This window comes from Pseudomonas marginalis (assembly GCF_900105325.1).
Classification (GTDB): Bacteria; Pseudomonadota; Gammaproteobacteria; order Pseudomonadales; family Pseudomonadaceae; genus Aquipseudomonas; species Aquipseudomonas marginalis.
In genome coordinates this window covers 561,877-586,030 of the sequence record NZ_FNSU01000003.1, presented here as the reverse complement: position 1 = coordinate 586,030, position 24,154 = coordinate 561,877, and the positions used below count along the sequence as shown (strand labels likewise).

The window sequence follows — 24,154 nt, the reverse complement described above, 5'->3', positions numbered from 1 at the left end:
CACCCTGTTGCCACAACTACAACAAGCTCAGGAGCAACCTTATGGACACCGTGAAACTCGCCACCCGCCGTTGGTGGTACATCATGCCCATCGTCTTTATCACCTATAGCCTGGCGTATCTGGACCGCGCCAACTACGGCTTTGCCGCCGCCTCCGGGATGGCCGAGGACCTGATGATCACCCCCGGTATGTCGTCATTGCTGGGTGCACTGTTTTTCCTTGGCTACTTCTTCTTCCAGGTGCCGGGTGCGATCTATGCGCAGAAGCGCAGCGTCAAGAAGCTGATTTTCGTCAGCCTGATCCTCTGGGGCGGGTTGGCCACCCTGACCGGCGTGGTGTCCAACGCCTACATGCTGATCGTCATTCGCTTCATGCTCGGCGTGGTCGAGGCCGCCGTGATGCCGGCCATGCTGGTGTACCTGTGTCACTGGTTCACCCGTGCCGAGCGCTCGCGGGCCAACACCTTCCTGATCCTCGGCAATCCGGTGACCATGCTGTGGATGTCGGTGGTGTCCGGCTACCTGGTGCAGCATTTCAGCTGGCGCTGGATGTTTATCATCGAAGGCCTGCCGGCGGTGCTGTGGGCGTTTATCTGGTGGAAACTGGCGGATGAAAAACCCGCAGATGCCAAGTGGCTGAGCGAACAGCACAAAAAAGACCTGGAAAGCGCGCTGGCCGCCGAACAGGTCGGTATCAAGGCGGTGAAGAATTACGCCGAAGCGTTCCGTTCGCCCAAGGTGATCATCCTGGCGCTGCAGTTTTTCTGCTGGAGCATCGGCGTGTACGGCTTCGTCTTGTGGCTGCCGTCGATCCTCAAGAAAGGCCTGCAGATGGACATGGTCGAAGCCGGCTGGCTCTCGGCCCTGCCCTATCTCGCTGCCGTGATCGCCATGCTGGCGGTGTCGTGGGGCTCGGACAAACTGCAAAAGCGCAAACGCTTCGTATGGCCGCCACTGCTGGTTGCCTCCATCGCGTTCTACGCCTCCTACGCCTTGGGCGCCGAACATTTCTGGTGGTCCTACACCCTGCTGGTCATTGCCGGAGCCTGCATGTATGCGCCGTACGGACCGTTTTTTGCCATCGTCCCGGAAATCCTCCCCGCCAACGTCGCCGGTGGCGCCATGGCGCTGATCAACAGCATGGGCGCCCTCGGCTCGTTCGGCGGCTCCTACCTGGTGGGCTACCTCAATAGCAGCACCGGCTCGCCCGGCGCCTCGTACCTGCTGATGAGCGGCGCGCTGATGCTGTCGGTGGTGCTGACGATTTTCCTCAAGCCCGGCGCCAGTGACCGTGAACGCGCGCCCATCTCGACCCTCGAATTGAAGGTGAAAACCCCATGAAAAAGTCTGTGGTTCTGTACAAGAAGCTCTCCGCACCGTTAATGGCGCGCCTGCATGAACAGTGCGACGTCACCCTGATAGACGCACTGGACGAGACTGGCCTGGCCAAGCTGCGCGATGCACTGCCCAACGCCCACGGCCTGCTCGGTGCCAGCCTGCGCCTGGATGCCGGGTTGCTGGATCTCGCACCGCAACTGGAGGCCGTGGCCAGCGTGTCCGTGGGGGTCGACAACTACGATATCGACTACCTGACCCGGCGCGGCATCCTGCTCAGCAACACCCCGGACGTGCTCACCGAAACCACCGCCGATACCGGCTTCGCGCTGATCCTGGCCACCGCCCGGCGTGTGGTGGAGCTGGCCGACATGGTGCGCGCCGGCCAGTGGAACAAGAATATCGGCCCCTCACACTTCGGCAGCGACGTGCATGGCAAGACCCTGGGCATCATCGGCATGGGCCGCATCGGCGAAGCCTTGGCCCAGCGCGGGCATTTCGGTTTTGGCATGCCAGTGATCTACCACAGCCATTCGCCCAAGCCGGCGGTGGAACAGCGCTTTGGCGCGCAGTACCGCAGCCTTAACGATTTGCTGCAACAGGCCGATTTTGTCTGCCTGACCCTGCCGCTCACGGCTGAAACCGAAAAGCTGATCGGCGCCGAACAATTTGCGCGGATGGGCCCGGAGACGATCTTTATCAATATCTCGCGGGGCAAGGTGGTGGACGAGGCCGCGCTGGTGGAGGCCTTGCAGCAACGTACGATTCGGGCGGCGGGGTTGGATGTGTTCGAAAAGGAACCGCTTGATCACGGCTCACCGTTGCTGCGTCTGAACAACGTGGTGGCGACGCCACATATCGGCTCGGCGACCCATGAGACGCGGGAGGCGATGGCCACGTGTGCGGTGGACAATCTGTTGCAGGCGTTGGCGGGTGAAAAACCGAAGAACCTGGTCAACCCAGGGGCTTGGAAACAATAAACACATGTGGGAGGGGCGGTGCGACGATTCGACTTGCCCCCTCCCACATTTTTGCCAGTATTCCAAATACTTAGATAACGAACCTCGCCACCATCCCATTCAAATCCACCGCCAGGCGCGACAGCTCGTGGCTGGCGGCACTGGTCTGGTTGGCCCCCGCCGCCGACTGGGTGGCCAGGTCGCGGATGTTGACCAGGTTGCGGTCCACTTCGCGGGAGACCTGGGCCTGTTCTTCCGACGCGCTGGCGATCACCAGGTTGCGTTCGTTGATCAGGCTGATGGACTGGGTGATCTGCTCCAGGGCCACGCCGGCGGCGCGGGCCATTTCCAGGGTGTCCTGGGTGCGCTGGTTGCTCTGTTGCATCGACTGCACCGCTTCACCGGTACCGTTCTGGATGCCGGCGACCATCTTCTCGATTTCCTGGGTCGACTGCGCCGTGCGATGGGCCAGCGCCCGCACCTCATCCGCTACCACCGCAAAGCCGCGGCCGGCTTCACCGGCGCGGGCCGCTTCGATGGCGGCGTTGAGCGCCAGCAGGTTGGTCTGTTCGGCAATCGCGCGGATCACGTCCAGCACCTTGCCGATGTCACGGCCCTGGGTGGCCAGGCCTTCGATCATCGCGGCAGTGTTTTGGACGTCCTGGGTCATGGTCTGGATCGCGCCGACGGTTTCCATCACCCGGTCGCGACCTGACCGCGCGGCCTGGTTGGACTGGTTGGAGGCCTCGGAGGTGGACACCGCATTGCGCGCCACTTCCTCCACCGCCGCGGTCATCTCGTTGACCGCCGTGGCGGCCTGATCGATTTCATTGTTCTGTTGCTGCAGGCCCCGGGACGCTTCCTCGGTCACGGCGCTCAACTCTGTCGCCGCCGAGGCCAACTGCGTGGCCGAGCCGGCGATATGCTGGATGGTCTGGCGCAGGTTGGTTTGCATGGTCGACAGGGCGTTGATCAGGCGCGCGGGTTCATCGTTGCCATTATCTTCAACGACGCTGGTCAGGTTGCCACCGGCGATGGTTTCAGCCACCTGAACGGCTTTGCGCAACGGCGTGACAATGCTGCGGGTCAGCAGCCAGGCCAGCAGCACCGTGAGCAGTGCAGCGCTGACCGAGACCACGATAATCCCGGTGATGGCACTGGTGTAACTGTGCCCTGCCGCGTCGCTGGCTTGCTTGGCGTTGGCGGCATTGATCGCAATCAGCTTGTTCAACTGCTCGCCCATCTGATCGGTGCCTTCCTTGATCCGGGTATTGATCAGGGTGCGCATCTGCTCGACGTCGCCTTGCTTGGACAGCGCCAGCATGTCCGCCTGAGCCTTGAAGTAGTTATCCAGGGTGCTGACAAACGTCTTGTACAACGCCGCTTCCTCCGTACCGGCGGGTAATGCCGCGTAGCCGGCCTGGGCCGTCTTGACCTTGTCGACCAGCACGCCGATGCGGGTTTCGGCTTCCTGCAGGCCGGCCGGCTCGCGGTTGACCAGCACCCGAAATGACAGGATACGCATGCGCAGGACGTTCTCCGTCATCTGGGCCAGGTACGTCACGCTGGGCAGCTGGTTGCTGCTCATGTCCACCGAGGCCTGGCGGATCAACGTCATGCGGTTGGCCGCAAACCCGCCCAACACCACCACTAACAGGGCGATGAAGGCGAAACCGAGGGAAGCGCGAGGGGCGATATTCAGGTGACGGAGCGACATAAGGGCGATCTCGAAATATAGAGTGGCGGCGCGCGTCCATGCCACGAAACGATCAGCCAGCGTCAACGCACTGCCTGACACCGCCATCACTGTTGTTTTTGATAGATGGGCCTATAAGCAGTATCGGCAGGAATCGGGGTTTTATGCAGGGTCTTTATAAATATTTTTTTACACTTCTGACGCTGGGCCGTTTCTGGCATCCTGCGCCTCCATTTTCTGACCCGAGCCCTCATTTTGTCTGACGCTCAAGCCCCCCGCCCCCGCTATAAATCCGACCTGATCTACGGCCTGGAGGATCGCCCGCATTTCAGTGCGGCGATATTTGCCGCGTTGCAGCATGTGCTGGCCAGTTTTGTCGGCATCATCACCCCGACGCTGATCGTCGGTGGTGTGCTCGGTCTGGAAAGCGAAGTGCCCTATCTGGTGAGCATGGCGCTGTTTGTGTCGGGGCTCGGCACCTTCGTCCAGGCGCGCACGTTCGGCCCCATTGGGTCGGGGCTACTGTGCCTGCAAGGCACCAGTTTCTCGTTTATCAGCGTGATTCTCAGCGCGGGGTTCATGGTCAAGGCCCGGGGCGGCGGCACCGATGAGATCCTCTCGACGATCTTTGGCATCTGCTTTTTCGCGGCGTTTATCGAAGTGGTGCTCAGCCAGTTCATCGGCAAGCTGCGCAAGCTGATCACCCCGGTGGTGACCGGCACCATCATCACCTTGATGGGGCTGTCGCTGATCAAGGTGGCCGTCACCGACATGGCTGGCGGTTTTGGCGCCAGCGACCTGGGCGCCGCGAGCAATATGGGCCTGGCAGCACTGGTGCTAGTGACCATCGTGGTGCTCAACCGCTTCAACAACCCGTTCCTGCGCCTGGGCTCCATCGTGATCGGCCTGACCTTGGGCTTTGTGGTGGCGTGGTGGATGGGCCGTGTCGACCTGGCCGCCCTGCCCCACGTGCCACTGATCAGCGTGCCGGTGCCCTTCAAGTACGGTTTCTCGTTCGACTGGGTGGCGTTTATCCCGGTGGCGGTGATCTTCCTGATTTCGCCGTTGGAAGCAGCCGGTGACCTGACGGCCAACTCGATGATTTCCCAACAGCCGGTCAAGGGCCCGCTGTACATCCAGCGCATCAAGTCGGGCCTGTTGGCCGACGGCCTCAACTCGGCGATGGCGGCGACCTTCAACAGCCTGCCAATGGTGACGTTCGCCCAGAACAACGGCGTGATCCAGTTGACCGGCGTGGCCAGCCGCTACGTGGCGTACTTCATCGCGGGTTTGCTGGTGCTGCTGGGGCTGTTCCCGATGATCGGCGCGGTGCTGCAACTGATGCCCAAGCCGGTGCTGGGCGGCGCGACCCTGATCATGTTCGGCACCGTGGCGGTGGCCGGCATCAAGATCCTCGCCGAAGCCGGGCTGCACCGCCGCAATGTGCTCATCGTGGCGATCTCCCTGGGCATGGGCCTGGGCGTGGCCGCCGTGCCGGAAGTGTTGCGCGACCTGCCCAAGGCGCTGCACAACATCTTCGAGTCGCCGATCACTGTGGGCGCGTTCTGTGCAATCCTGCTGAACATTTTCCTGCCGGAAGCGTTCATAGAGCTGCAGGAAGATGAATTTGATCCGGAGTCCTCTACCCTCAAAGTGATGCAGGACCCGGACGTCACGAAATAGGAGCACCCTTTGCATGCGCAAGCTCATGGTTCTATCGCTGCTACTGCTGAGCTTGAGCGCCTGTGCGCTGTTCCCCAACCGCGACCCGGTGAATATCAATGTGGTGGGCATCGAGCCGCTGCAAAGCCAGGACCTGGAAGTGCGCTTCGCCGTGAAACTGCGGGTGCAGAACCCCAATGAAACGGCGATCGACTACAACGGCGTGGCCCTCGACCTGGAGGTCAATGGTCGGCCGCTGGCGTCGGGGGTGAGTGACCAGCGCGGCAGCATCCCGCGTTTTTCCGAAACCGTGCTGATGGTGCCGGTCAGCGTTTCGGCGTTTTCCGTGCTGCGCCAGACCTTAGGCCTGAGCCAGACCCAGAGCTTGAACAACCTGCCCTACGTGCTGCGGGGCAAACTGGCGGGCGGGCTGTTCGGCACGATGCGCTTTGTAGACCGTGGCACGCTGGACTTGCCGAATACCGCGACTTGGTAGTAATGACACCATGCAACCGACACTCTTTACCGAACGCCTGATCCTGTCTGGGAAATGACCCGCGAGGAATGGCTGGAAACCCAATCGCCCAAAGGCTGAGAGAGCCAAAGGTGGAAGGGGCTTGCCAGAATGCCGTTCAGTTGGCTTTTTGTAGGAGCGAGCTTGCTCGCGAAGCACTCAGGGCCACCGCGTTTATCGAGAATGAACGCGTTGCCTGAGCGTTTTTCGCGAGCAAGCTCGCTCCTACAGGGATTAACTGAACGGCGTTAGGGCTTGCCCCCTCCCACATTTCGACCGTGTTTCAGTCCGTGATATAGCGCACGCCTGGCTTGGCCCGCTCATCCACCACCAGCTCGAACACATCCGGGCGGGCGTAATGCCCCACCACGTCATAGTCGTACCGCGCTCGCACCAGGTCATCGGTGTCGATCTGCGCCGTCAGCAGCCCGACCTCCCCCACCAGTGGCCCGGCCAGGATGTCGCCCATCGGGCCGACAATCACGCTGCCGCCGGCGATCAACGGGCGCTCTGCAGGCCAGTTGGCGACCTCGATGCCCAGTGCCTGGGGCGAGGCCTGCACCTGGCACGCACTGACCACAAAGCAGCGCCCTTCATGCGCCACATGGCGCATGCTCACCTGCCACATCTCGCGCTCATCCACCGTCGGCGCGCACCACACCTCGACGCCCTTGGCGTACATCGCGGTGCGCAGCAGCGGCATCATGTTTTCCCAGCACACCGCACCGCCGATACGCCCTGCCGCCGCGTCGATCACCGGCAAGGTCGAGCCGTCGCCCTTGCCCCAGATCAGCCGTTCGGTGCCGGTGGGCATCAGTTTGCGGTGCTTGGCCACCAGGCCGCCCGTGGGTTCGACATACAGCACGGTGCAATACAAACTGCTGCCACTGCGCTCGATCACACCCAGCACCAGGCTGGCGCCGGTACGTGCCGACAGGCCGGCCAGAGCCTCGGTCTCGGCGCCTGGCACATCGATAGCGTTGGCAAAGTAGCGGGCAAAGGCTTCGCGGCCTTCGGGCAGGCGATAGCCCAATTGGGTGCCAAACCCTTCACCCTTGGGATAGCCGCCGAGCAGCGCTTCGGGCATCACCACCAATTGCGCGCCGCTGCGCAGGATCTCGTCTTCATAGGCGAGGATTTGCGCCAGGGTCTCGGCCTTGCCGCCAGGCAGGGAACCGATTTGCAGGGCCGCCACAGTAGAAACGGGCATCACGATCACTCCAGATAAGGGGGTTGCCCATTCTCTCGCCAGGCTCGATCATGAATAAAGCCCACCTCAGTGCTGAATGATATGAGCCAGATGAATATCGCCCAGGTCGACCTGAACCTGCTGAAAACCTTCGAAGCCCTGCACGATGAGTCCAGCGCCAGCCGCGCGGCATTGCGCCTGGGTGTCACGCAGTCGGCCATCAGTGCAGGCCTGCGACGTCTGCGCGACGTCTATGGCGACCAATTGTTTGTGCGCACCGGCCGTGGCCTGGCGCCGACGCTGCGGGCCAACCAATTGAAACCGGTGATCAGTGAGGCGCTGGAGCGCTGTCGGCAAAGCCTGGCGATGGTCAATCCGGACAACCCGAACTATCAAGGCCGCTCGGTGGTGGTGGGCCTGTCCGACGACTTCGAAATTGCTTATGGCCGCCGGTTGATGGACACCATCGCACAGCGCTTGCCGAAGCTGCGGGTGATCTTTCGCCAGACCCACAGTCAGATCGTCGCCGGCGCCCTGCTCGACCGCACCCTGGACCTGGCAATTACCGCGGGCGGCTTTGCGCAAAGCCGATTGAGTCGGCAGGTACTGGGAGAGGGGGATTATCGCTGCGTCGTGGACCCACGCAGCCTGGCGCCAGGCCAGGAAAGCCTCAGCCTGGATGAATTTGTCACCCGCGAGCATGTGTTGGTGTCGTCAGGCGGGTTCATCGGCATCACCGACGAAGGGCTGGCAGCGCAGGGCCTGAGCCGCCAGGTGTGCGCCTCGACCAGTCATTTTGCCGCACTGCCGTTTCTGCTCAAGGGCAGCCAGGCGGTAGCGACCATTCCCGGGCATGCGGCGCAGGCCATCGCCGAGATGACCGGTCTGCGGGTCCTGCCCTGCCCGTTGGCACTGCCGCGATACCCGGTGGAACTGGGTTGGCGCACCCAGGCCCAGCTTGATCCGATGTTGCTTAAAGTACGCGAAGCGATTGCCGCCGGCTTTACTTCGCCGCCGCCATCAGTTTGTTGACTTCACTGCGTACCATGTTGGAAAACTCCGGTGGCGACATGCCGTCCAGTTCGGCGCGGACCCATTCGGACCACCTGCCCTTGCGCTTGGCGCGCTCACCGAACAACCGCGCGGCTTCGCCCTTGGCCTTGCCCAGGTTGGTCTGCCACAGGTCATAGAGGCGGGACTTTTCATCTTCCAGCTCGGCGCGTTCGGCGAGGGTCTTGTTGGCGAGATTGAAGCTCATGTTGAAATTCCTGCTGCACAAATAGACGACATCTTACACTGTAGGTCGATTTTTCCGGATTCGGATTTCGTTCGCCAGTGCCGACCCGGCAAAAAAACTGCAACTTTTGCCGCCGCCCGGCACTCCATTGTTCACTGTCACATTCACTTGCAAGGAGTCACACCCATGGCCCGCAAAACTGCCGCCCAAGCTGTTGAAGATCAAATCAAGGATCAAGCATTCAGTGAACTGACGGCCCTGATCGAAGAATCGGACAAGCTGCTCAAAAGCAGCGCTGCCCTGGTGGGCGAAGAAGGCGAAACCCTGCGCGAACAGGTCGCCATCAAACTCAAGCAGGCACTGGATTCGGTATCCAACGTGCGCGAGCGTAGCAAGCCAGTAGTCGATGCCACCGAGACCTACATCGGTGGCCATCCATGGCAGACCGTCGCGATCTCCGCAGGCTTCGGCCTGGTGGTTGGCCTGTTGTTGGGTCGCCGTAACTGACATCGTCCGTATAGCGCTATGCGTGCGGAGCAGCTGCCGAGCGCAAGCGAGGCTGCGTCAGGCGCACTGCCGATTCAAGCTCGGGGCGAGGCCGACGCAGCCTCGCTTGCGCTCGGCAGCTGCTACGGAATTGCGCGGAGCGGGATAGACAGCCTCTACGTAGCCCAGTCCCGCAGCTGGTTCAGCGCTTCCAGATCCACCATCACGCCCTCCTCCAACGACTTCGCCCGCGTGCGATGACGTCGATCCCCCGGCAACCGCCGCAGCCCCGCCGCATGCATCTGCCGCACCAATTCCTGGCTGCGCTCGGCAAAGTTCTGCCCGGCGGTTTTGCTTGGGTCGATCAGGATCAGCAATTGCCCGGTCCAGGGTGTCCGCGCTCCCGGATGGTCGGCCCAGTTGAACTCAAAGGAGAAGTTACCGCCGGTCAAGGCCGCTGCCAGCAACTCGACCATCATCGACAACGCCGAGCCCTTGTGCCCGCCAAAGGGCAACAACGCGCCACCTTCCAACACAGCCTTGGGGTCGGTGGTGGGCTGGCCGAGGCTGTCGACCCCCATGCCCGGCGGCAAGCGCTCACCCTTGCGCGCGGCAATCTGCACATCGCCATGGGCAATGGCGCTGGTGGCCAGGTCGAAGACGATAGGTGCGCCGTCGGCACGCGGTGCGGCGAACGCGATGGGGTTGGTACCGAACAACGGCCGGTCGGCCCCATGGGGCACCACGCAAGTCATGCTGTTGACCACGCTCAGCGCCACCAGGCCTTCTTCGGCGAACGGTTCGACATCGGGCCACAGGGCGGCGAAGTGATGGGAGTTGTGGATCGCCAGCAGCGCAATGCCGGCACTGCGCGCCTTGGCCACCAGCAGCGAACGGGCGGCCTGCAACGCTGGCTGGGCAAACCCGTTGCCGGCGTCGACCCGCACAAAGCCGGACGCCACGTCCGTGACGACCGGCACGGCCTTGCCGTCGACCCAGCCGCTGGCCAGGGTGCTGAGGTAACCGGGAATACGGAAGATCCCGTGGCTATGGGCACCGTCGCGTTCGGCGCCGGCGCAGTTATGCGCCAGGATCGCGGCGACGTTCGGCGAAGTGCCGTGCTTCACGAATACCGCGTGCAACAAACCCACGAGGTCGTTGAAACCGATGAGCGCTGTAGCGTTGTCAACTATCGGGGACTGGGCAGACATCTGTAGCTCCGATTTTATAATTGGAAGAGACAACAAGAATCCAGACCCCCGATTAAACAACGCCTCAGGTGCCTGCTGTCAACGGGCGCTTGACGTCTGCGGCGGTTTGATCGCGAGTTATCTACCCCCCTGCACTCCCGCGCAATCCTTAACGTGGGCGCTCGTAAACGTCTATCTGATGGAGAGTGCCCTATGTCGACGGTCATCCCGCCCTACTTCTTCGACGAGTTCCTGCTTCCCGTAAAACGCAATGAGCCGACACCACGGGAGCGTGCCCTGGGGTTCACGGTCAAGGACCTTGAATGGTTGCACACGCTGTACTACGCCACCGACGCAGCCCGCCAGGACCCCGCGGTGCAAGGCAACCCCATGCACGTAGAACGGTTGTTGATCAACCCCGGCGGTCAACCCGCCATCCCACTGGCGGGCGCGTTCATGATGAGCCCGACGCCGGACGACAACAAAGCCGTGCTCTATACCCCCTACGGTGGCCTGGAACTGTTCGACAGCCGTGCCGGCCTGCTTGGCGAGGTGCAGGAACGCTTGACGCAACCGAGCAGGCGCAGCGAGTTGCTCCAGTTTCTGTCCATTGCCGAACGGGACGCGTTGCCGATAAACGTACGCCTGACGCTGACCACCGCCACGATTGCGGACGCCGTGATGGCCGACCAACAGAGGATCATCCTGGCTAACCAGCAAAAAAATGTACGGGCGATGCTCGATGAACTGCGCAAGCTCCCCGGTCTGAACGACATGCTCGACACCTTGCTCGGCATCATGGCCCGCTCCTATTTCCCAGGGTTGAACCCGGCCGACACTCGCGTGAACTTCTTCAGCCGCCCGGCCACGGGCGAAGAGGCCCGCTGGGTCGACTCGCTTCCCTTGCGTGATGCGTTGCTGCGGTTTTATGTCAGGCATGCCTGGCCAACCGACCAGACTCATTCGTTCTTCAACATCGGCCGAAACACCACAGCCTTCAGCCAGCAGCAACTGGCCGAGGACCAGCAGCGATGGAACAGCGTGGTCGAGCAAACCAGCGGCATTCTTTCCAAGCTATTGAACAGCCTGCTCCAGTCGTACTGGAACCAAGAGGTCAACGCGGACCAGTCGCGCCAACGGTTTTGCGCCCGCGTCATGAGTGACAAATGTCGCGCAGACCTGCTGTTCAAGCATCAGGACATGATCCTGAGCAGCGAAGAAAGCGAGCAACTGCGCGCGCTGTTCCTGGCAGACAAGACCGCGCGCGCGGCCTATACCCACCACCTGAACGTCGAGAGGGTGCGCATCCATGCGCCCTTTCAGCACTATGTCCATCTTGGGGGCACCTTGATGATCAGCAATGCCCACGCGTACCTCTACACGCAATCACGCGGCTTGCAGGTGCTCAAGGACATCGATGATCTGAAGGACATCCTGTTGACCCTGCTCAAAACCGCAGGGCATGAAGATGAGTTGCTCAATTTCCTCTCCTTGGACGAGCGTAGCGTGTTCATTGGCAGTGATCAGATAGAAGTGACCGGCAAGCCGGTGGCGGGCGATGCGTTCCAGGAGATGGTCGAAGACATTCTCGCCAAACAGTTCGACAACCTGGAATATGCGCTGGGGCTCTATCGGCGTAGCGCAGGTGAGATCGACCTGGCCGCGCTGCTCGACAATGCCCTGGACGTGCGCACCATGCTCGACAGCCGTTTGCAGGCGCTGGACGCCGGCGGGCGCTGGTCCGTCCATCCCATCACCAGCGGCAACGGCCGCCCCTCTACCGTCCATGCCGAAAAGGCCAAGGCACAGCTGAAGACGCTGGAAACGGTCGAGGCGGCGATGGCGATGGAGCGCAGCAAACACCCGACCCTGCGCGAGTTGGTGGGCCGAGCATTGAACGTCGAGCTGGGCAAAAGACAGTTGAGCCTCAAAGCCGACAACGTCTACATCAACCGCTACGCCACGCCAGCCAGCGAGCGCGAAGAGCGATTGCCCCTGGCGTCGACAAGCATGGTGGAGCACTTTATTGCGCGCCTGGCCAAGCAAGCCGAGGCCTTGACCGACTCGCCCCTGACCTGGTTTTACGGCAAGCGCCGCTCAGGCGTCGCCAACCAACTGCACAACCTGACCACGAACAGCTTCAATGCGGTGATCGAGCAGGTCCTGACCACCTTTGCAGAACATGACCTGCGGACGCTGCCGCATCTACTCCTGGAACATAACCGCGCGCACCTGAGCCATGGCATGTTGCTGGGGCTCAGCGGTGAAGCACAACTGAGGCGATTACAAAAGAGCCTGCCGGTCGCCTGCCTCGACCTGCTGGACAGCGCCCTTCACGCCGAAAACATGACCCGACTCACCCGGCGTGGCCTCAACGGGTTTATCCCTGACGCGTTTGGCTTGACCCTCAACCTCGGGGCTGACGCCGTACCCGAAGCTCTGACCAACTGTTTTGTACTGACCGAGCGTGGTGGCACCGACCCCGACCATTCAGGGCTGGCAATGCTGTGGACGCCGCGTGCCGGCTATGAGGCCTTTGCGTCGTTCAACGTCTTGCGCGAAGTGCTGGAACAACGCTTGCTGAGCCCCACCGCACGGTTACCGCTGATCGAGAACCTGAGGCCCTCCAAGCGCATACCCCACCAGTCCTATCGGCTCGGCCCCCTGCAACGTATCGACGAGCATCTGCTGCACAATCGCCAACAGACTTACAGCGACTTCATGCGCGACAAGATCGACCATGTACTGTCGATGAAATTGAACGCTCAACGCTTTCAGGACTTCATGGACAGTTTTATCCGCCAGGCCACACCGACCAACCTGCCCAGGGCGATGGCCATTGCACGTGCCATGATCCATCAACAGGCACTGCCGGTCTGGCTGGGGATGGCGCGGCCACATGAACAAATCCTGCATGCCGAACTGCTTGAGCAATACCGCGCCAGCGTAACGGATGAGCAGGATTACCTGCACGGCCTCACACCCATGCGCGAACAGGTGCTGAGTAGCTTATCTACCTTGCTCAATGCGCGGTTTCCCGGGCAAGTGGTCAACCCCGACGCCATATTGATACCTGGCCGTATCGACCTGCAAAACCACACCCAGACCCTGACCGACTTCGCCCTGCGGCACTTGCCTGAACTGAACGCTGACGATATCCGGCCGCGATCGCGTACAGACACGCCCTTGCCAGCAGCACTCGATGGCAGCACCGTGGTGCAACTGGTGCGCCAACTGGACTTGAAAAGTCTCTACCAGACACAGCTGACCACCCTGCTCAAGGGCCAGACCGAAGACACCCGTCGCCGTCGTCGATTGTTTTGTCGGCAACTGCCGTGGCAATTGCTGCAATACGCCCATGAACAAACACTTCAGGAGCGCCTGTCGGCATCAGCCTGGAGCTTTATCCAGCAAGTCTTTGATATGCCCGATGCCCTGGCGCGCAACAGCGTAAGCGGCGTCACGGCGATGGTTCGCCCGCTCGAACTGATCGCCACGCCGGGGGCGGCGCTGGTCAAGGCTCTGGGCTGCTACCTGATCGGCCCGAAGGGCGGCGCGACGGGCCCGTTGATCCTGTATGCGCCCTATAGCCCCAGCCACCTGTTGAAGGAATACGCAAATGAAGCGGCGTTCATCAGCGAATTCACCACCCCCGGGGCGCTGCAAGAGTGGGTGGTCAGCCAGTTGGAAGAATCGCAACAAGCCACTTACCGCAATTTGCTCAGCCAGAACTGGCGTCATGGGCTTTCGGAAATCCGTGTGGGTGCCAACCCGATTGTCGGCAACCTGCTCAAGCGCCTGTTCAAGGACAATATTGAGTTGCTGCTGCAGATGCTCGCCTGCCAGTTCTCTGAGTCGGGCAAGGTCAAATGGGACGGGATCACCAGCCTGTTGACCCGGGAGATTCCCAAGGGTTTGCAGTTCATGGCCGGTAAACTTGCTTACCCGCTAGTGGTGTGGCGCAGCTACAAACTGTTCCTGGCCTCCGCAGAAGACCTGCAACAGCACCGCTGGCAACGCGCGCTCAAGGCCTTTGCCGGCGGAGTGGCCGAATTGGCCGCGCTGCGCAAGGCGCTGGACAAGCTCTTGCCCCAGGACGCGCCAGTCACGGAGCCGCCCCCCGTTGAGCAGTGGTTGCAAGCCCCCGCGCCTGCTGCGGATACCCTGGCAGACCTGGACCTGACCGCACCCGCACGGACACACCTGCAAGTATTCGAAGACCACGATATTGCGCTGGCGGACCTCACCCCAGGCAAGCCTACCGGCCTTTACAGGGATCAGGCCGGCACGCGGCAGTTCATCCCCTTGTCGGGCAAGGTTTATCCGATAAAACAAGCCGGCAAACACTGGCGGTTGATCAAGGACGAGCTACCGGGCCCCTATGTGCAGTGCAACACCCAGGGGGTGTGGACACTGGACCTCGACCGGCATTACCCGCGCTACGGCAAAACGTTAAGCCGCTACGCCGGCAAACTCACCACCCGTGCAGCCGAGCGCGATGCCATCAATATCGAAGCGGTGGGCATACGAGAGATTGCCACGCTATCCAACTGGAAGGCCCAGTGCATTGATGAAGCGCTCAATGTCGCGACGTACTATTCGGTCAACTGCAAACGCAACCTGCTGCACTTCGCGACACATTTGGCCCCCAATAGCCGGCTCGGGCGGTTCTTCAGCGAACTGTTCGGCATCGTCACGCTGACGCCCGAGCAGGTGCAGCGAGTCGAGCGACGGGTCGACGAGATACTCGATGAGTTGACGAACCATACCCTCATCAGCCCCGATTCGATGCGGTTTGTCAGCGGCACCCATCGCTACAGCCCGCGCAACACCTTTGCCTTTGTGCTGCCCGATGACCAGGAGCAGAAAATCTATTTGCTCGACCGCTTTTTCGACCCCCCACTGGATAACTATCAAAACCGCCTGACCACGCCGTTCAACATCTCGGCCCACGCACGGGCAACGGTGCTGATTCACGAGATATCGCACATCAAATCCTTGACTGAGGACCTGGCCTACCTGGACAGCATGCGCCCGTTTCACGACCTGATTAATGTGAAGATCCAAGGTGCCAGGCTGATGCAGACCGACCTGGCCGACTTGCGTGATACCGCGCTGTCCACGCTGACGCCCGCCACGCTGTTGTTCAAAACCTGGGATGAGTTCAGCGAAGAATGGGAGGATTTCGGCAGCAGTCGGGCGACCACACCGCAAAAAGATAAAGTCCTCGGCATCACCGGCTGCCGAACCCTGAATGAGGCACGGGACATGTTCATGAGCAATGCAGACAAACGAATCGACACGATTCTGGCCAATGCCGATTCGGTCACCTACCTGATCAGCCAACTCGGGCGAGAGCTGGATGCGGGAGCCTGAGCAGGCTCCCGGCAGGTACGTCAGTCTTTCTGGTCGCGCAGGATGTTGCCGGAGGCCCCATCGATACGGGCTTCGTACACGGTACCGTCGGACTTGCGTCCCTTGACTTCCCAGTAGCCATTGTCATCGGCTTCCGCCGCATAGACCTCGACATAACCCGCCTTGGTCTTGGCAACGTCGATGGCTTTTTCGATGGTGATCCAGCCTGCGCCTGGCTTATCGGCCAGGGCAGCGCCCGCACTAAGCAGAGCAGTGGTTGCACACAGCGCGACTAAGGTTTTCTTCAGCATTTTCGTACTCCATTGTGGGAATGTCCTGATTTTTAGGTACTCCCAAACGAGAATAAGTTCCAATTGATGTGCAATCGCCATGACGCCTGTTCTCGCGGTCCACCTCGGGAGGTTAGAATGTGCGAAATCAGGATGAGTTAATGAGCGAAAAGTCCATTTCAGAAGCCGAATATGACGCCATCACCGACGCCGCCGCGCATTGGTGCATGCGCCTGCACGCCAGTGATTGCACAGCGGATGAACGTCAGGCTTTTGCGCAATGGCATGACTCCCATCCGCTGCACGCCTTTGAATACGCGGCCATGCTGGAAATCTGGGACGTCGCCGACCACCTGCCGCGCCACGAGATCCCGTCGGTGGTGGTGCCGTTCAAGCCGCGCAGCCGGCTGCGCACCTATGCAGTAGCGGCCGCGATCTGCCTGGTCGCCTTGCCCCTGGCCGCTTTCACTGGCTGGGAAGCCGGCTGGCTGCCGAGTTCCTATGAACGTTTCCAGGCCGCCAACGGCTTGCGCCAAGTCATTCTGGGCGACGGCAGCCAGGTGGAACTCAACCTGGGCACCGAGCTGGTCTACAGCAACTACAAGGATCAGCGCCGCGTCACGTTGAACAAGGGTGAGGCGTTCTTCAAGGTCAGCCATGACAGCGCGCATCCGTTTATCGTGCACGCAGGCGAAGGCCAGGTGCGCGTCACGGGCACCCAGTTCAACGTCTGGAAGTATGAAGACCAGGTGCGGGTGATGTTGCTCGAAGGCTCGGTGCAGATTGCCAGCGACTCGTCACACGGCAGCGTGCCCCTGACGCCGGGCATGCAGGCCAGCTACCAACAGGGCGATGCAACGCCGCGTATACAGGCAATCACCGCCAATGACAGCGCCCTGGCCTGGCGCCAGGGCAAGCTGGTGCTCGACAACCTGGCGCTGGTGGATGCGTTGCCGTTGATCAACCGCTACCTGAACAGACCGGTGATGCTGGCAGACGCCAACACCGGGACGATTCGCATCGGTGGCATCTACAACATCACCGAGGTCAATAACCTCATCCCCTCCTTGCCCAAGGTCTTGCCGGTCTATCTGACGCAGAACCAGGATGGCAACCCCGTACTCAATTCCATCCCGCGTAAATCCCCCAAAGGCTGAGCCTGCACCCCGGCCGGGGCATCGTTGCGCCTGAAGTGTCCATTTTTGAAACACTCGACTCCCCTGGACCGCCCGTGTGGTGCGGATTCATCGTTTTGTCATAGGCAGTGTTACAGCGCTGATACAGCTTGGTGAATCGTTTGTGGTATGCCGCTGTGTGTATGCCTTGGAGGCAGGTGTCTCAGCGCTGAAACAGCACTGACATCACTTCGCCCACAAACAAATCCAAGCCATTGAATAACAACGGCAAATAAAAAGCGGCACGGCTTCTGCTCTATCCCTTGCAGCGCTGTTTAGGGTCAGCGCGACGAATAAGGAATGCCGCCGTGGCCACACTCACTCAAGGTTCGATGAACGTGCTGCTGATCAGCTGTGTACTCAGCGTCGGCATCAGTGTTCCCAGCTTTGCAGAGGATGGCGTGATCGTGACAGGGCGCAACGTACAGGCTCATATGTACGGCCGCGCCGCCTTCGGTAAAGACCCCTACCCCACCACCGCCAACGCCAACCCCAGCCGGGACATCATCGGTGCCACTGGCGAGCTCAGTGATATGGATATCGGCGGCATCAGCAGCGGCTCAAGCATTGTCCGCGCAGTTCAGACCAACGGCACCTTGACCGGCCTGCACGCCACGCAAAACAGCATGTCCACCTTGGGGGCCGGCTCTGCCGCCGGCCACGGTGCGGGCAGCAGCATGGGCGGGCAGATCAGCGACTCGGTCCAGCGCGGCATGGCGCCGTTGAATAACATCGGCAGCATGCTGGGGGGCAAGTGATGAATCGTTCCCTGCTCGTTCTCGCCCTGTTGGCCAGCGCCCCGGCATTCGCCGACGACACGGCGGTGATCCACAACAGCGGCCAACAATACCAGGGTGTCGTGTCGATCAACCAGGCGGCCGGCAACCAGCAGCAAATGTCCAACAGCCGCGTCATCGCGCTCGGTGGCCAGGCCACCAACGTCAACATCCAGCGCCTCGACGGCAGTGTCGACCCGTCCCTGAACGCCAGGGCGGCGATCCAGGGCAGCTCATTTACCAACGGCAACGGTGTACTGGGCATCAACCAGTCCGCCGGGGCCAATAACCAATCCATCAATGCCGTGCGGATCAGCATCAACCCTGGCCCGCAAAGCATCGATGACAGCGTCCTGTTGCAACAGAACACCACGACGCTGGCAACCGACTCAGGGCTCACCCCCACCACTGGCAGCCGCCTTGTCGTTACGAGCGACCAGGCCTTCACAGGCAGCCGAGGAGTGATTCAGGTGAACCAGAGTGCCGGGGTGGGGAACCGAGTGGCTAACACCCTGGGCATCACTATCAAGTAAACGCTTGGTAGCACTGTTAGACCGTACCAACACTTAACCAACTAATTAGAAGCAAGGAGAAACACCATGAAACCTCAAATGGCTCTGAAACCACTGGTTTTCGCACTGGCCGCACTCATGGCTGCTGCTGCTCAAGCAGGTGGTGGCTGGCACCCTGCACCTCAACCCACCGGTGTGGTTGCCTCTGTCGTGACCGATGTGCAAAACAGCGTGGGCAACAAGTTCGATGACACCAAAACCGAAAACAACGCCTCTGCCGACGGCTCGGTAACCAGCAACAGCGGTAACACCGGGGTCAACGTACAGGCGGGCAGTGGTAACCAGGCCGACAACTCCGGCGCCATCTCCAGTGCCAAAGGTGACTTTGCAACGGTATTCGCTGTCGTCGATGTCAATCAAAACAGCGGGCTCAACAACTTCGTCAACAAAGGCACCCAGAACAACGCCTCGTTGGATAACTCGGCTAACGGGAACTCCGGCAACCTGGGTTACAACGGCCAGGCCGGTCAAGGCAACCAGGGTAAAAACAACCTGGCAATCACCACCGCTGATGGCAAAAACATCGCAGCGGCCGCCAACACCGAGCAAAACTCGCTCGCCAACAGCTACCTGAACACTGCCGCTACCAGCTACGGGTATGGCCATGGCAGCAAAGCCCAATACGTGTCCAACAACTCCAGCCTCGACAACTCGGTTAACCGCAACTCCGGCAACGTGGGTGTGAACCTGCAATCCGGCTCGGGCAACCAAGGCAGCAACAGCCTGTCGATCGGTCAAGGTTGCAGCGTCTGCGCCAGCGGCGTGCGCTTCTGATCCAACGGGGCCTTGGCAACAAGGCCCTTTTTTATTCCAGTGTCCAGCAGGTCACATGATCATGCGCCTCGCGACCCTCACCCTCCTGATGCTGCTCACCGGCCCGACCTGGGCAGGCACCATGGCGATCTCCGCCCTGCCTGGCGGTGCAGTGATCTACAAGAAGGTCGAGAGTATTCGTGAACGCCGGTTCGCCAACCTGGTGGAACAGAAAACCGATTTCAGCTGCGGTGCTGCGGCACTCGCTACCATTCTGCGCCAGGGTTATTGGCTGGATGTAGACGAAGATCACGTCATCAAAGGCATGCTGGTCAATTCCGACCAGGACCTGGTGCGTACCCAGGGCTTTTCCATGCTGGACATGAAGCGCTACCTCGAAAGCATCGGCATGCGTGCCCGGGGCTACAAAATCGCGCCAGAAACACTGGTCACCGTAAAGATCCCCGTGGTGGTCCTGCTGGAAATTCGTGGCTACAAGCACTTCGTGGTGATGCAGCGGGCCGACAAGGACTGGGTCTATATCGGCGACCCGGTACTGGGCCATAAGCGCTATTCCCATGATGACTTCGTCAAGGGCTGGAACGGCATCGTGTTCGCCGTGCTGGGTGAAGGTTACGACAAGGCCAACGCCCTGCTCGACCCGCCCACGCCACTGACCGCCAAGAACCAGTTGAATGAGTTCAGGCCCGTAGGCGATGCCGAGCTGATGGATTTCGGTTTTATCCAGAGCGACTTCTTCTAAGAAGCGCAATAAGGGGCAGGACGCTCCAGGAGCAAAAGATGAACACTTCCCGTTGGCTGACGGTCTTGTGTCTGGCAGCCTCAATGCCCGCTTATGCTTCGTCGGGGTTCAAACCCATCGAGCTCAAGGATTCGGAAATGGCCGACCTGCGCGGTCGTTACGTGATGCCGGGGCGGATCATCAGCTTCGGCATTGTCATGAGCAGCACCTGGACCAACGCCGTGGGTGACACCATCACCGGCAAGGCCAGCATGCAGATCGATTCGTCGACCATCACCCCGCAATTCTACGTACAAACCACCGGCTCGACCGGCAACGGCACGAACCCGAACACCGGCACCGGCACGGTCACCGGCGGCGCCGGCCTGGGCAGCGGCCAGGGTGTGACACAAAGCGTGCGTACCGCCGGCGATGGCAACACCGCCTATAACAATGTGGGCATCACCGTCGAGAACGGTTTTGCGCCCTCCAACATCGTGCAATCGGGGCAAGTGCTGGTCGCCGGCGGTACGGTGACCGGTGACAGCGCAGCAGGCCGCGTGAGCGTGTCGGCCAACAACGGTGGCTTGCAGATGGCGATCCAGGCCAACCACAACCAGGGCAACAGCCTGCAGCAGATCGGTGGTGGGAATGTGCTGCAAGGCACGGTTCTGACTGGCAACACTAACTTCGTCAACAACATGACCCAACTCAACGTAGTGATGAACAACAACGGTTTGAACAACGGCGCATTGAACTGCAATCTGGATCAACTCAAAGCCCTACGCACGCTCGGTTATTGAACTACGCTGACCGTCGACACTTACGCATTAGAAAAGGACGGCTTATTTCATGCATCGATCGTTATCGCTCCGTGCTGTGATCTGTTTAAGTACGCTCTTGCCCGCATCCGTTCTGTATGCAGCGCCAGATAGCGACATCGAAACCCTCAAACAGGAACTCCTGGAACTCAAGCAGCGGTACGAAGTGCAGCAAAAAGCGCTGGCCGTGCTGGAGCAGCGCGTGCGTCAGGTCGAAGACCAACCGGCCACACCGGCCCCCAAACGTCTGGCCAAGTCCCCGGCAGACTTTCAAAAAGCCAACGGCACCACCGTCGCGGGCACGGGTGCCGCAGCTGCATCCGGTGGCGCTGGAGGGGGTGGTGGCAGTTCCTACGGCCAGTCCCTCAAGGACGACTCCGCCCCGGCGCAAAGTGTCAGCAACCTTTATAACGAAGCCAGCGGCTTTTTCGGCAATGGCAAGTTCAGCTTCGAAACCGGCGTCACCTATGCCCGTTACGACGCCCGTCAGTTGACCCTCAACGGGTTCCTGGCGCTGGACTCGATTTTCCTCGGCAATATCAACCTGGACCGCATCAAGTCCGATAACTGGACCCTGGACCTGACCGGGCGCTACAACGTCGATAACCGTTGGCAGTTCGATGTGAACGTGCCGGTGGTGTACCGCGAGTCGACCTACCAGTCTGCCGGTGCCGGCAACAACGGCACCGCGACGTCGGAACAATCGGTGACGCGCGACCCGACCATCGGCGACGTCAACTTCGGCGTGGCCTACAAGTTCCTCGACGAAACCCCCACCCTGCCGGATGCGGTGGTATCGGTGCGGGTCAAGGCGCCCACCGGCAAAGAACCGTTTGGTATCAAGCTGATCAATACGCCCGGCAACGACAACCTGTTCGTGCCCGAAAGCCTTCCCACCGGCAACGGGGTCTGGTCCATCACACCGGGCATTTCCCTGGTCAAGACCTTCGATCCTGCCGTGCTATTCGGCTCGCTGTCCTATACCCATAACTTCGAAGAATCCTTCGATGACATCAGCAGTGACGTCAACCAGAAGGTCGGCGGCAAGGTCAGCCTGGGCGACAGCTTCCAGTTCGGGGTCGGCGTGGCCTTTGCCCTCAACGAGAAGATGAGTATGTCGTTCTCGGTGTCCGACCTGGTGCAGCGCAAGAGCAGGCTCAAGCCCAACGGCGGCGACTGGCAATCGGTGGTTTCCAGCGATGCCAACGCCGGTTATTTCAACGTGGGGATGACCATTGCCGCGTCGGATAACCTGACCATCGTGCCGAACCTGGCAATCGGCATGACGGACGATGCGCCGGACTTTACGTTCAGCCTGAAATTCCCGTATTACTTCTAACCCGACCGCTACAGAATCCGGTGCACAAGGAAAAGCCCCGCAACGATAAGGGTCGTTGCGGGGCTTTTCGGTTTACCCGCCCTAGCGGATCTGGTGTTTGTGCAGCAACCGGTAGAACGTCGGCCGGGAAATCCCCAGCACACGGGCCGCGACACTCAGGTTGTCGCTGTGCCGGTTGAGCACATCGCACAGCGCCTGGCGTTCAGCACGGTGCTTATAGTCTTCCAGTGTAGCCATGGGTGGCGAAATTGCCTGTTCGCCCAGCAATCCCAGATCGGCGGCTTCGATCTGGCGCCCTTCGGCGAGTACCAGGCCGCGGCGCACGCGGTTGGCCAGTTCGCGCACATTGCCCGGCCACGGGTGTTGCCCCATGGCCACCAGGGCGTCATCGCTGAAGCTGCGGGGGCGGCGGCCGGTTTCCTGGCTGTAGAAGCGTGAAAAGTGGTTGGCCAGCATCGCCACATCACCATGGCGCTCGCGCAAGGGCGCGGTGACCACCTGCAGCACATTGAGCCGGTAGTACAAGTCTTCGCGGAAAGCCCCCTTGGCGACGGCCGCTTCAAGGTCGACGTGGGTGGCCGCCAACACCCGCACGTCCACCGGAATCGGCTGGCTGCCGCCGACCCGCTCGACCTGCTTTTCCTGGAGAAAGCGCAGCAGGTTGGCTTGCAGTTCCATGGGCAAATCGCCGATTTCATCGAGGAACAGGGTGCCGCCATGGGCCGCTTCGATGCGCCCGACCTTGCGTTGATGGGCACCGGTAAACGCGCCCTTCTCATGGCCGAACAGTTCGGATTGGATCAGGTGTTCGGGAATGGCGCCGCAGTTGATCGCGACAAAGGGCCTGGCATGGCGCTGGGATTGGCGGTGCAGGGTCTTGGCCACCAGCTCCTTGCCGGTGCCGCTGTCGCCACGGATCAGTACCGGGGACTCCGTGGGCGCCAGCTTGGACAATAATTTGCGTAACTCACGAATGGGGCGGCTTTCCCCCAGCAACTCGTGCCCTTCATCTACCGGGGTGTGACCCTTGCCACGCAGGCGCGCCATGCCAAACGCGCGGCCCAGGGTCACCTGCACCCGCGCCACGTCGAATGGCAGGGTATGGAAGTCGAAAAACCACTCGCAGACGAAGTCCCCCACATTTTGCAGGCGCAGCACATCCTGGCTGAGTACGGCGATCCACTCGGTGCCACTGCGGCTGATCAGTTCCTTGACCGCTTCGGGCCGCTCCAGATGATAGGGCTGCAGGCGCAATAGGCCGACATCGCATGAGCGCTCTCCTACCGATTCCAATGTGCAGCTGTCGACATCCCACCCGGCCGTACGCAAACCGGGCAGCAACCCGTGGCAGTCGTCACAGGGGTCAACCACGAGCAAACGACGTTGGACGAGGGGCACACCCATGACTGATCCTTGGCGTCAAAAATCACTAAAGTTATTTAGAAACAACAGTTTGTAATGGTTGCCGATAACCCTAGCAAGATCTTGACAGCGTGCTTGTATCGTTTCGCTATAAGTGCGGACAAAAAGCCACTACTCGTGTTTGCAGGTCAAAAAGTTGCGTCTTCGCAAAACTTTCAATCAGCTTTCAAAACAGCCGCTTACATGACGTCCATCAGGAAAAGTTGAAATTTGTTGCTCTAACATGTGACCCGTACCCCGTCATCGCGCATCAGTACAAGTAACCCGCCGCACGGTCAGCCCAACCGCCGGTACTCACTTGAATGGGCATTTAGAGAGAGACCCACATGAACGCCCCGCTCCGCATCAACGAAGCTCTTTTGATCGCAGACCGTGCTTTCCAGCCCTTTCAATGCGTGGCCTGGCACGATGGCAATGGCGCCCTGAGCCTGAGTGTCATCGACCGCACCAATAACCGTATCGGCAGCAAACAGCTGTCGTCGAACACCTATAGCGACCCGGCGCAATTGGAAGACTTGCTGTTGCGGGCCCGCGCCGAACTCGACAAAGATGGCTACCAGTTGCAGTCCTGGGCCATGCCGAAGTAAATCGCGGCTAACTTGCGATCACTGCAAAACAGTGATCGCAAGTTGCACAATCGAA

21 protein-coding genes are annotated in these 24,154 nt (G+C 60.7%); 15 read left to right on the top strand and 6 right to left on the bottom strand.

Translation table 11 applies throughout. The features are described 5' to 3' along the window. Positions 1 to 41 precede the first annotated feature (41 nt). Together BLW22_RS12000 and BLW22_RS11995 are read left to right on the top strand one after the other, a co-directional pair. On the top strand, positions 42 to 1,340 hold the full coding sequence (locus BLW22_RS12000) for an MFS transporter (RefSeq protein WP_065927874.1): 1,299 nt from the start codon (positions 42 to 44) through the stop codon (positions 1,338 to 1,340). Further along, positions 1,337 to 2,314 carry an NAD(P)-dependent oxidoreductase gene (locus BLW22_RS11995; protein ID WP_065948654.1) on the top strand — a complete coding sequence of 326 codons (978 nt, stop codon included), beginning with the start codon at positions 1,337 to 1,339 and terminating at the stop codon, positions 2,312 to 2,314. The genes BLW22_RS12000 and BLW22_RS11995 overlap by 4 nt, the downstream gene beginning before the upstream one ends. A gap of 70 nt (positions 2,315 to 2,384) precedes the next feature. On the opposite strand, the gene BLW22_RS11990 is transcribed toward BLW22_RS11995, so the two are convergent. Next, complete coding sequence (locus tag BLW22_RS11990) at positions 2,385 to 4,010, bottom strand: methyl-accepting chemotaxis protein (RefSeq protein ID WP_027606434.1); 1,626 nt, start codon at positions 4,008 to 4,010, stop codon at positions 2,385 to 2,387. 234 nt (positions 4,011 to 4,244) lie between these two features. Here BLW22_RS11990 and BLW22_RS11985 point away from each other — a divergent pair, with 234 nt between their 5' ends. Beyond that, positions 4,245 to 5,672, top strand: coding sequence for a nucleobase:cation symporter-2 family protein (locus tag BLW22_RS11985; protein WP_074846438.1), 1,428 nt, complete (start codon positions 4,245 to 4,247; stop codon positions 5,670 to 5,672). A 13-nt stretch (positions 5,673 to 5,685) separates the two neighbouring features. Continuing rightward, positions 5,686 to 6,147, top strand: a complete 462-nt coding sequence (locus BLW22_RS11980) for an LEA/WHy family protein (protein WP_065927877.1) — start codon at positions 5,686 to 5,688, stop codon at positions 6,145 to 6,147. Positions 6,148 to 6,448: 301 nt separating this feature from the next. Here the strand turns inward: BLW22_RS11980 and BLW22_RS11975 are convergent, their stop codons facing one another. Then, positions 6,449 to 7,375, bottom strand: a complete 927-nt coding sequence (locus BLW22_RS11975; RefSeq protein ID WP_065927878.1) for a carbon-nitrogen hydrolase family protein — start codon at positions 7,373 to 7,375, stop codon at positions 6,449 to 6,451. A gap of 90 nt (positions 7,376 to 7,465) precedes the next feature. Between BLW22_RS11975 and BLW22_RS11970 the strand changes: the two genes are divergently transcribed. Further along, positions 7,466 to 8,386 (top strand): LysR family transcriptional regulator, encoded by a 921-nt coding sequence (locus BLW22_RS11970; RefSeq protein ID WP_065948656.1) that lies wholly within the window; start codon positions 7,466 to 7,468, stop codon positions 8,384 to 8,386. On the opposite strand, the gene BLW22_RS11965 is transcribed toward BLW22_RS11970, so the two are convergent. Further along, a complete protein-coding gene (locus BLW22_RS11965; RefSeq protein WP_065927880.1) occupies positions 8,358 to 8,612 on the bottom strand; it encodes a hypothetical protein in 255 nt (84 codons plus the stop codon). The genes BLW22_RS11970 and BLW22_RS11965 overlap by 29 nt on opposite strands. 165 nt (positions 8,613 to 8,777) lie before the next feature. Between BLW22_RS11965 and BLW22_RS11960 the strand changes: the two genes are divergently transcribed. Next, positions 8,778 to 9,098 carry an ElaB/YgaM/YqjD family protein gene (locus tag BLW22_RS11960; protein ID WP_032887039.1) on the top strand — a complete coding sequence of 107 codons (321 nt, stop codon included), beginning with the start codon at positions 8,778 to 8,780 and terminating at the stop codon, positions 9,096 to 9,098. Between the two features lie 155 nt (positions 9,099 to 9,253). Here BLW22_RS11960 and BLW22_RS11955 read toward each other — a convergent pair whose 3' ends face one another. Continuing rightward, positions 9,254 to 10,288 (bottom strand): Ldh family oxidoreductase, encoded by a 1,035-nt coding sequence (locus BLW22_RS11955; RefSeq protein WP_074846434.1) that lies wholly within the window; start codon positions 10,286 to 10,288, stop codon positions 9,254 to 9,256. A 192-nt stretch (positions 10,289 to 10,480) separates the two neighbouring features. On the opposite strand from BLW22_RS11955, the gene BLW22_RS11950 reads away from it, so the two are divergent. Continuing rightward, on the top strand, positions 10,481 to 15,643 hold the full coding sequence (locus BLW22_RS11950) for a dermonecrotic toxin domain-containing protein (RefSeq protein WP_074846432.1): 5,163 nt from the start codon (positions 10,481 to 10,483) through the stop codon (positions 15,641 to 15,643). Positions 15,644 to 15,663: 20 nt separating this feature from the next. Here the strand turns inward: BLW22_RS11950 and BLW22_RS11945 are convergent, their stop codons facing one another. Continuing rightward, on the bottom strand, positions 15,664 to 15,933 hold the full coding sequence (locus BLW22_RS11945; RefSeq protein ID WP_065927883.1) for a PepSY domain-containing protein: 270 nt from the start codon (positions 15,931 to 15,933) through the stop codon (positions 15,664 to 15,666). A 140-nt stretch (positions 15,934 to 16,073) separates the two neighbouring features. Between BLW22_RS11945 and BLW22_RS11940 the strand changes: the two genes are divergently transcribed. The 7 genes from BLW22_RS11940 (at position 16,074) to BLW22_RS11910 (ending at position 22,090) form a co-directional block, all read left to right on the top strand. Further along, positions 16,074 to 17,069 carry a FecR family protein gene (locus BLW22_RS11940; RefSeq protein ID WP_074846428.1) on the top strand — a complete coding sequence of 332 codons (996 nt, stop codon included), beginning with the start codon at positions 16,074 to 16,076 and terminating at the stop codon, positions 17,067 to 17,069. A gap of 326 nt (positions 17,070 to 17,395) precedes the next feature. Further along, positions 17,396 to 17,845, top strand: coding sequence for a hypothetical protein (locus BLW22_RS11935; RefSeq protein ID WP_065927885.1), 450 nt, complete (start codon positions 17,396 to 17,398; stop codon positions 17,843 to 17,845). Continuing rightward, on the top strand, positions 17,845 to 18,396 hold the full coding sequence (locus tag BLW22_RS11930; protein ID WP_074846425.1) for an adhesin: 552 nt from the start codon (positions 17,845 to 17,847) through the stop codon (positions 18,394 to 18,396). Before BLW22_RS11935 ends, BLW22_RS11930 begins: the two co-directional genes overlap by 1 nt. 66 nt (positions 18,397 to 18,462) lie before the next feature. Continuing rightward, positions 18,463 to 19,209 (top strand): hypothetical protein, encoded by a 747-nt coding sequence (locus BLW22_RS11925; RefSeq protein ID WP_027606447.1) that lies wholly within the window; start codon positions 18,463 to 18,465, stop codon positions 19,207 to 19,209. Between the two features lie 61 nt (positions 19,210 to 19,270). Then, positions 19,271 to 19,951, top strand: a complete 681-nt coding sequence (locus tag BLW22_RS11920; protein WP_065927976.1) for a C39 family peptidase — start codon at positions 19,271 to 19,273, stop codon at positions 19,949 to 19,951. Positions 19,952 to 19,989: 38 nt separating this feature from the next. Next, positions 19,990 to 20,733, top strand: coding sequence for a hypothetical protein (locus tag BLW22_RS11915; protein WP_027606449.1), 744 nt, complete (start codon positions 19,990 to 19,992; stop codon positions 20,731 to 20,733). A gap of 49 nt (positions 20,734 to 20,782) precedes the next feature. Further along, entirely contained in the window at positions 20,783 to 22,090 is a 1,308-nt protein-coding gene (locus BLW22_RS11910) for a hypothetical protein (RefSeq protein WP_065927886.1), read from the top strand. 81 nt (positions 22,091 to 22,171) lie between these two features. Here the strand turns inward: BLW22_RS11910 and BLW22_RS11905 are convergent, their stop codons facing one another. Further along, complete coding sequence (locus BLW22_RS11905) at positions 22,172 to 23,494, bottom strand: sigma-54 dependent transcriptional regulator (RefSeq protein ID WP_027606451.1); 1,323 nt, start codon at positions 23,492 to 23,494, stop codon at positions 22,172 to 22,174. A 344-nt stretch (positions 23,495 to 23,838) separates the two neighbouring features. Here BLW22_RS11905 and BLW22_RS11900 point away from each other — a divergent pair, with 344 nt between their 5' ends. After that, positions 23,839 to 24,099, top strand: coding sequence for a hypothetical protein (locus BLW22_RS11900; protein WP_065927887.1), 261 nt, complete (start codon positions 23,839 to 23,841; stop codon positions 24,097 to 24,099). Positions 24,100 to 24,154 lie beyond the last annotated feature (55 nt).

Excerpts from the sequence above, each read along its gene's own strand:
- BLW22_RS11915 (WP_027606449.1), top strand. The coding sequence starts at position 19,990 with ATGAACACTTCCCGTTGGCTGACGGTCTTGTGTCTGGCAGCCTCAATG.
- BLW22_RS11995 (WP_065948654.1), top strand. The coding sequence starts at position 1,337 with ATGAAAAAGTCTGTGGTTCTGTACAAGAAGCTCTCCGCACCGTTAATG.
- BLW22_RS11930 (WP_074846425.1), top strand. The coding sequence starts at position 17,845 with ATGAATCGTTCCCTGCTCGTTCTCGCCCTGTTGGCCAGCGCCCCGGCA.
- BLW22_RS12000 (WP_065927874.1), top strand. The coding sequence starts at position 42 with ATGGACACCGTGAAACTCGCCACCCGCCGTTGGTGGTACATCATGCCC.
- BLW22_RS11955 (WP_074846434.1), bottom strand. The coding sequence starts at position 10,288 with ATGTCTGCCCAGTCCCCGATAGTTGACAACGCTACAGCGCTCATCGGT.
- BLW22_RS11905 (WP_027606451.1), bottom strand. The coding sequence starts at position 23,494 with ATGGGTGTGCCCCTCGTCCAACGTCGTTTGCTCGTGGTTGACCCCTGT.
- BLW22_RS11980 (WP_065927877.1), top strand. The coding sequence starts at position 5,686 with ATGCGCAAGCTCATGGTTCTATCGCTGCTACTGCTGAGCTTGAGCGCC.
- BLW22_RS11920 (WP_065927976.1), top strand. The coding sequence starts at position 19,271 with ATGCGCCTCGCGACCCTCACCCTCCTGATGCTGCTCACCGGCCCGACC.
- BLW22_RS11945 (WP_065927883.1), bottom strand. The coding sequence starts at position 15,933 with ATGCTGAAGAAAACCTTAGTCGCGCTGTGTGCAACCACTGCTCTGCTT.
- BLW22_RS11940 (WP_074846428.1), top strand. The coding sequence starts at position 16,074 with ATGAGCGAAAAGTCCATTTCAGAAGCCGAATATGACGCCATCACCGAC.
- BLW22_RS11965 (WP_065927880.1), bottom strand. The coding sequence starts at position 8,612 with ATGAGCTTCAATCTCGCCAACAAGACCCTCGCCGAACGCGCCGAGCTG.
- BLW22_RS11900 (WP_065927887.1), top strand. The coding sequence starts at position 23,839 with ATGAACGCCCCGCTCCGCATCAACGAAGCTCTTTTGATCGCAGACCGT.
- BLW22_RS11960 (WP_032887039.1), top strand. The coding sequence starts at position 8,778 with ATGGCCCGCAAAACTGCCGCCCAAGCTGTTGAAGATCAAATCAAGGAT.
- BLW22_RS11910 (WP_065927886.1), top strand. The coding sequence starts at position 20,783 with ATGCATCGATCGTTATCGCTCCGTGCTGTGATCTGTTTAAGTACGCTC.
- BLW22_RS11925 (WP_027606447.1), top strand. The coding sequence starts at position 18,463 with ATGAAACCTCAAATGGCTCTGAAACCACTGGTTTTCGCACTGGCCGCA.
- BLW22_RS11970 (WP_065948656.1), top strand. The coding sequence starts at position 7,466 with ATGAATATCGCCCAGGTCGACCTGAACCTGCTGAAAACCTTCGAAGCC.
- BLW22_RS11950 (WP_074846432.1), top strand. The coding sequence starts at position 10,481 with ATGTCGACGGTCATCCCGCCCTACTTCTTCGACGAGTTCCTGCTTCCC.
- BLW22_RS11990 (WP_027606434.1), bottom strand. The coding sequence starts at position 4,010 with ATGTCGCTCCGTCACCTGAATATCGCCCCTCGCGCTTCCCTCGGTTTC.
- BLW22_RS11975 (WP_065927878.1), bottom strand. The coding sequence starts at position 7,375 with ATGCCCGTTTCTACTGTGGCGGCCCTGCAAATCGGTTCCCTGCCTGGC.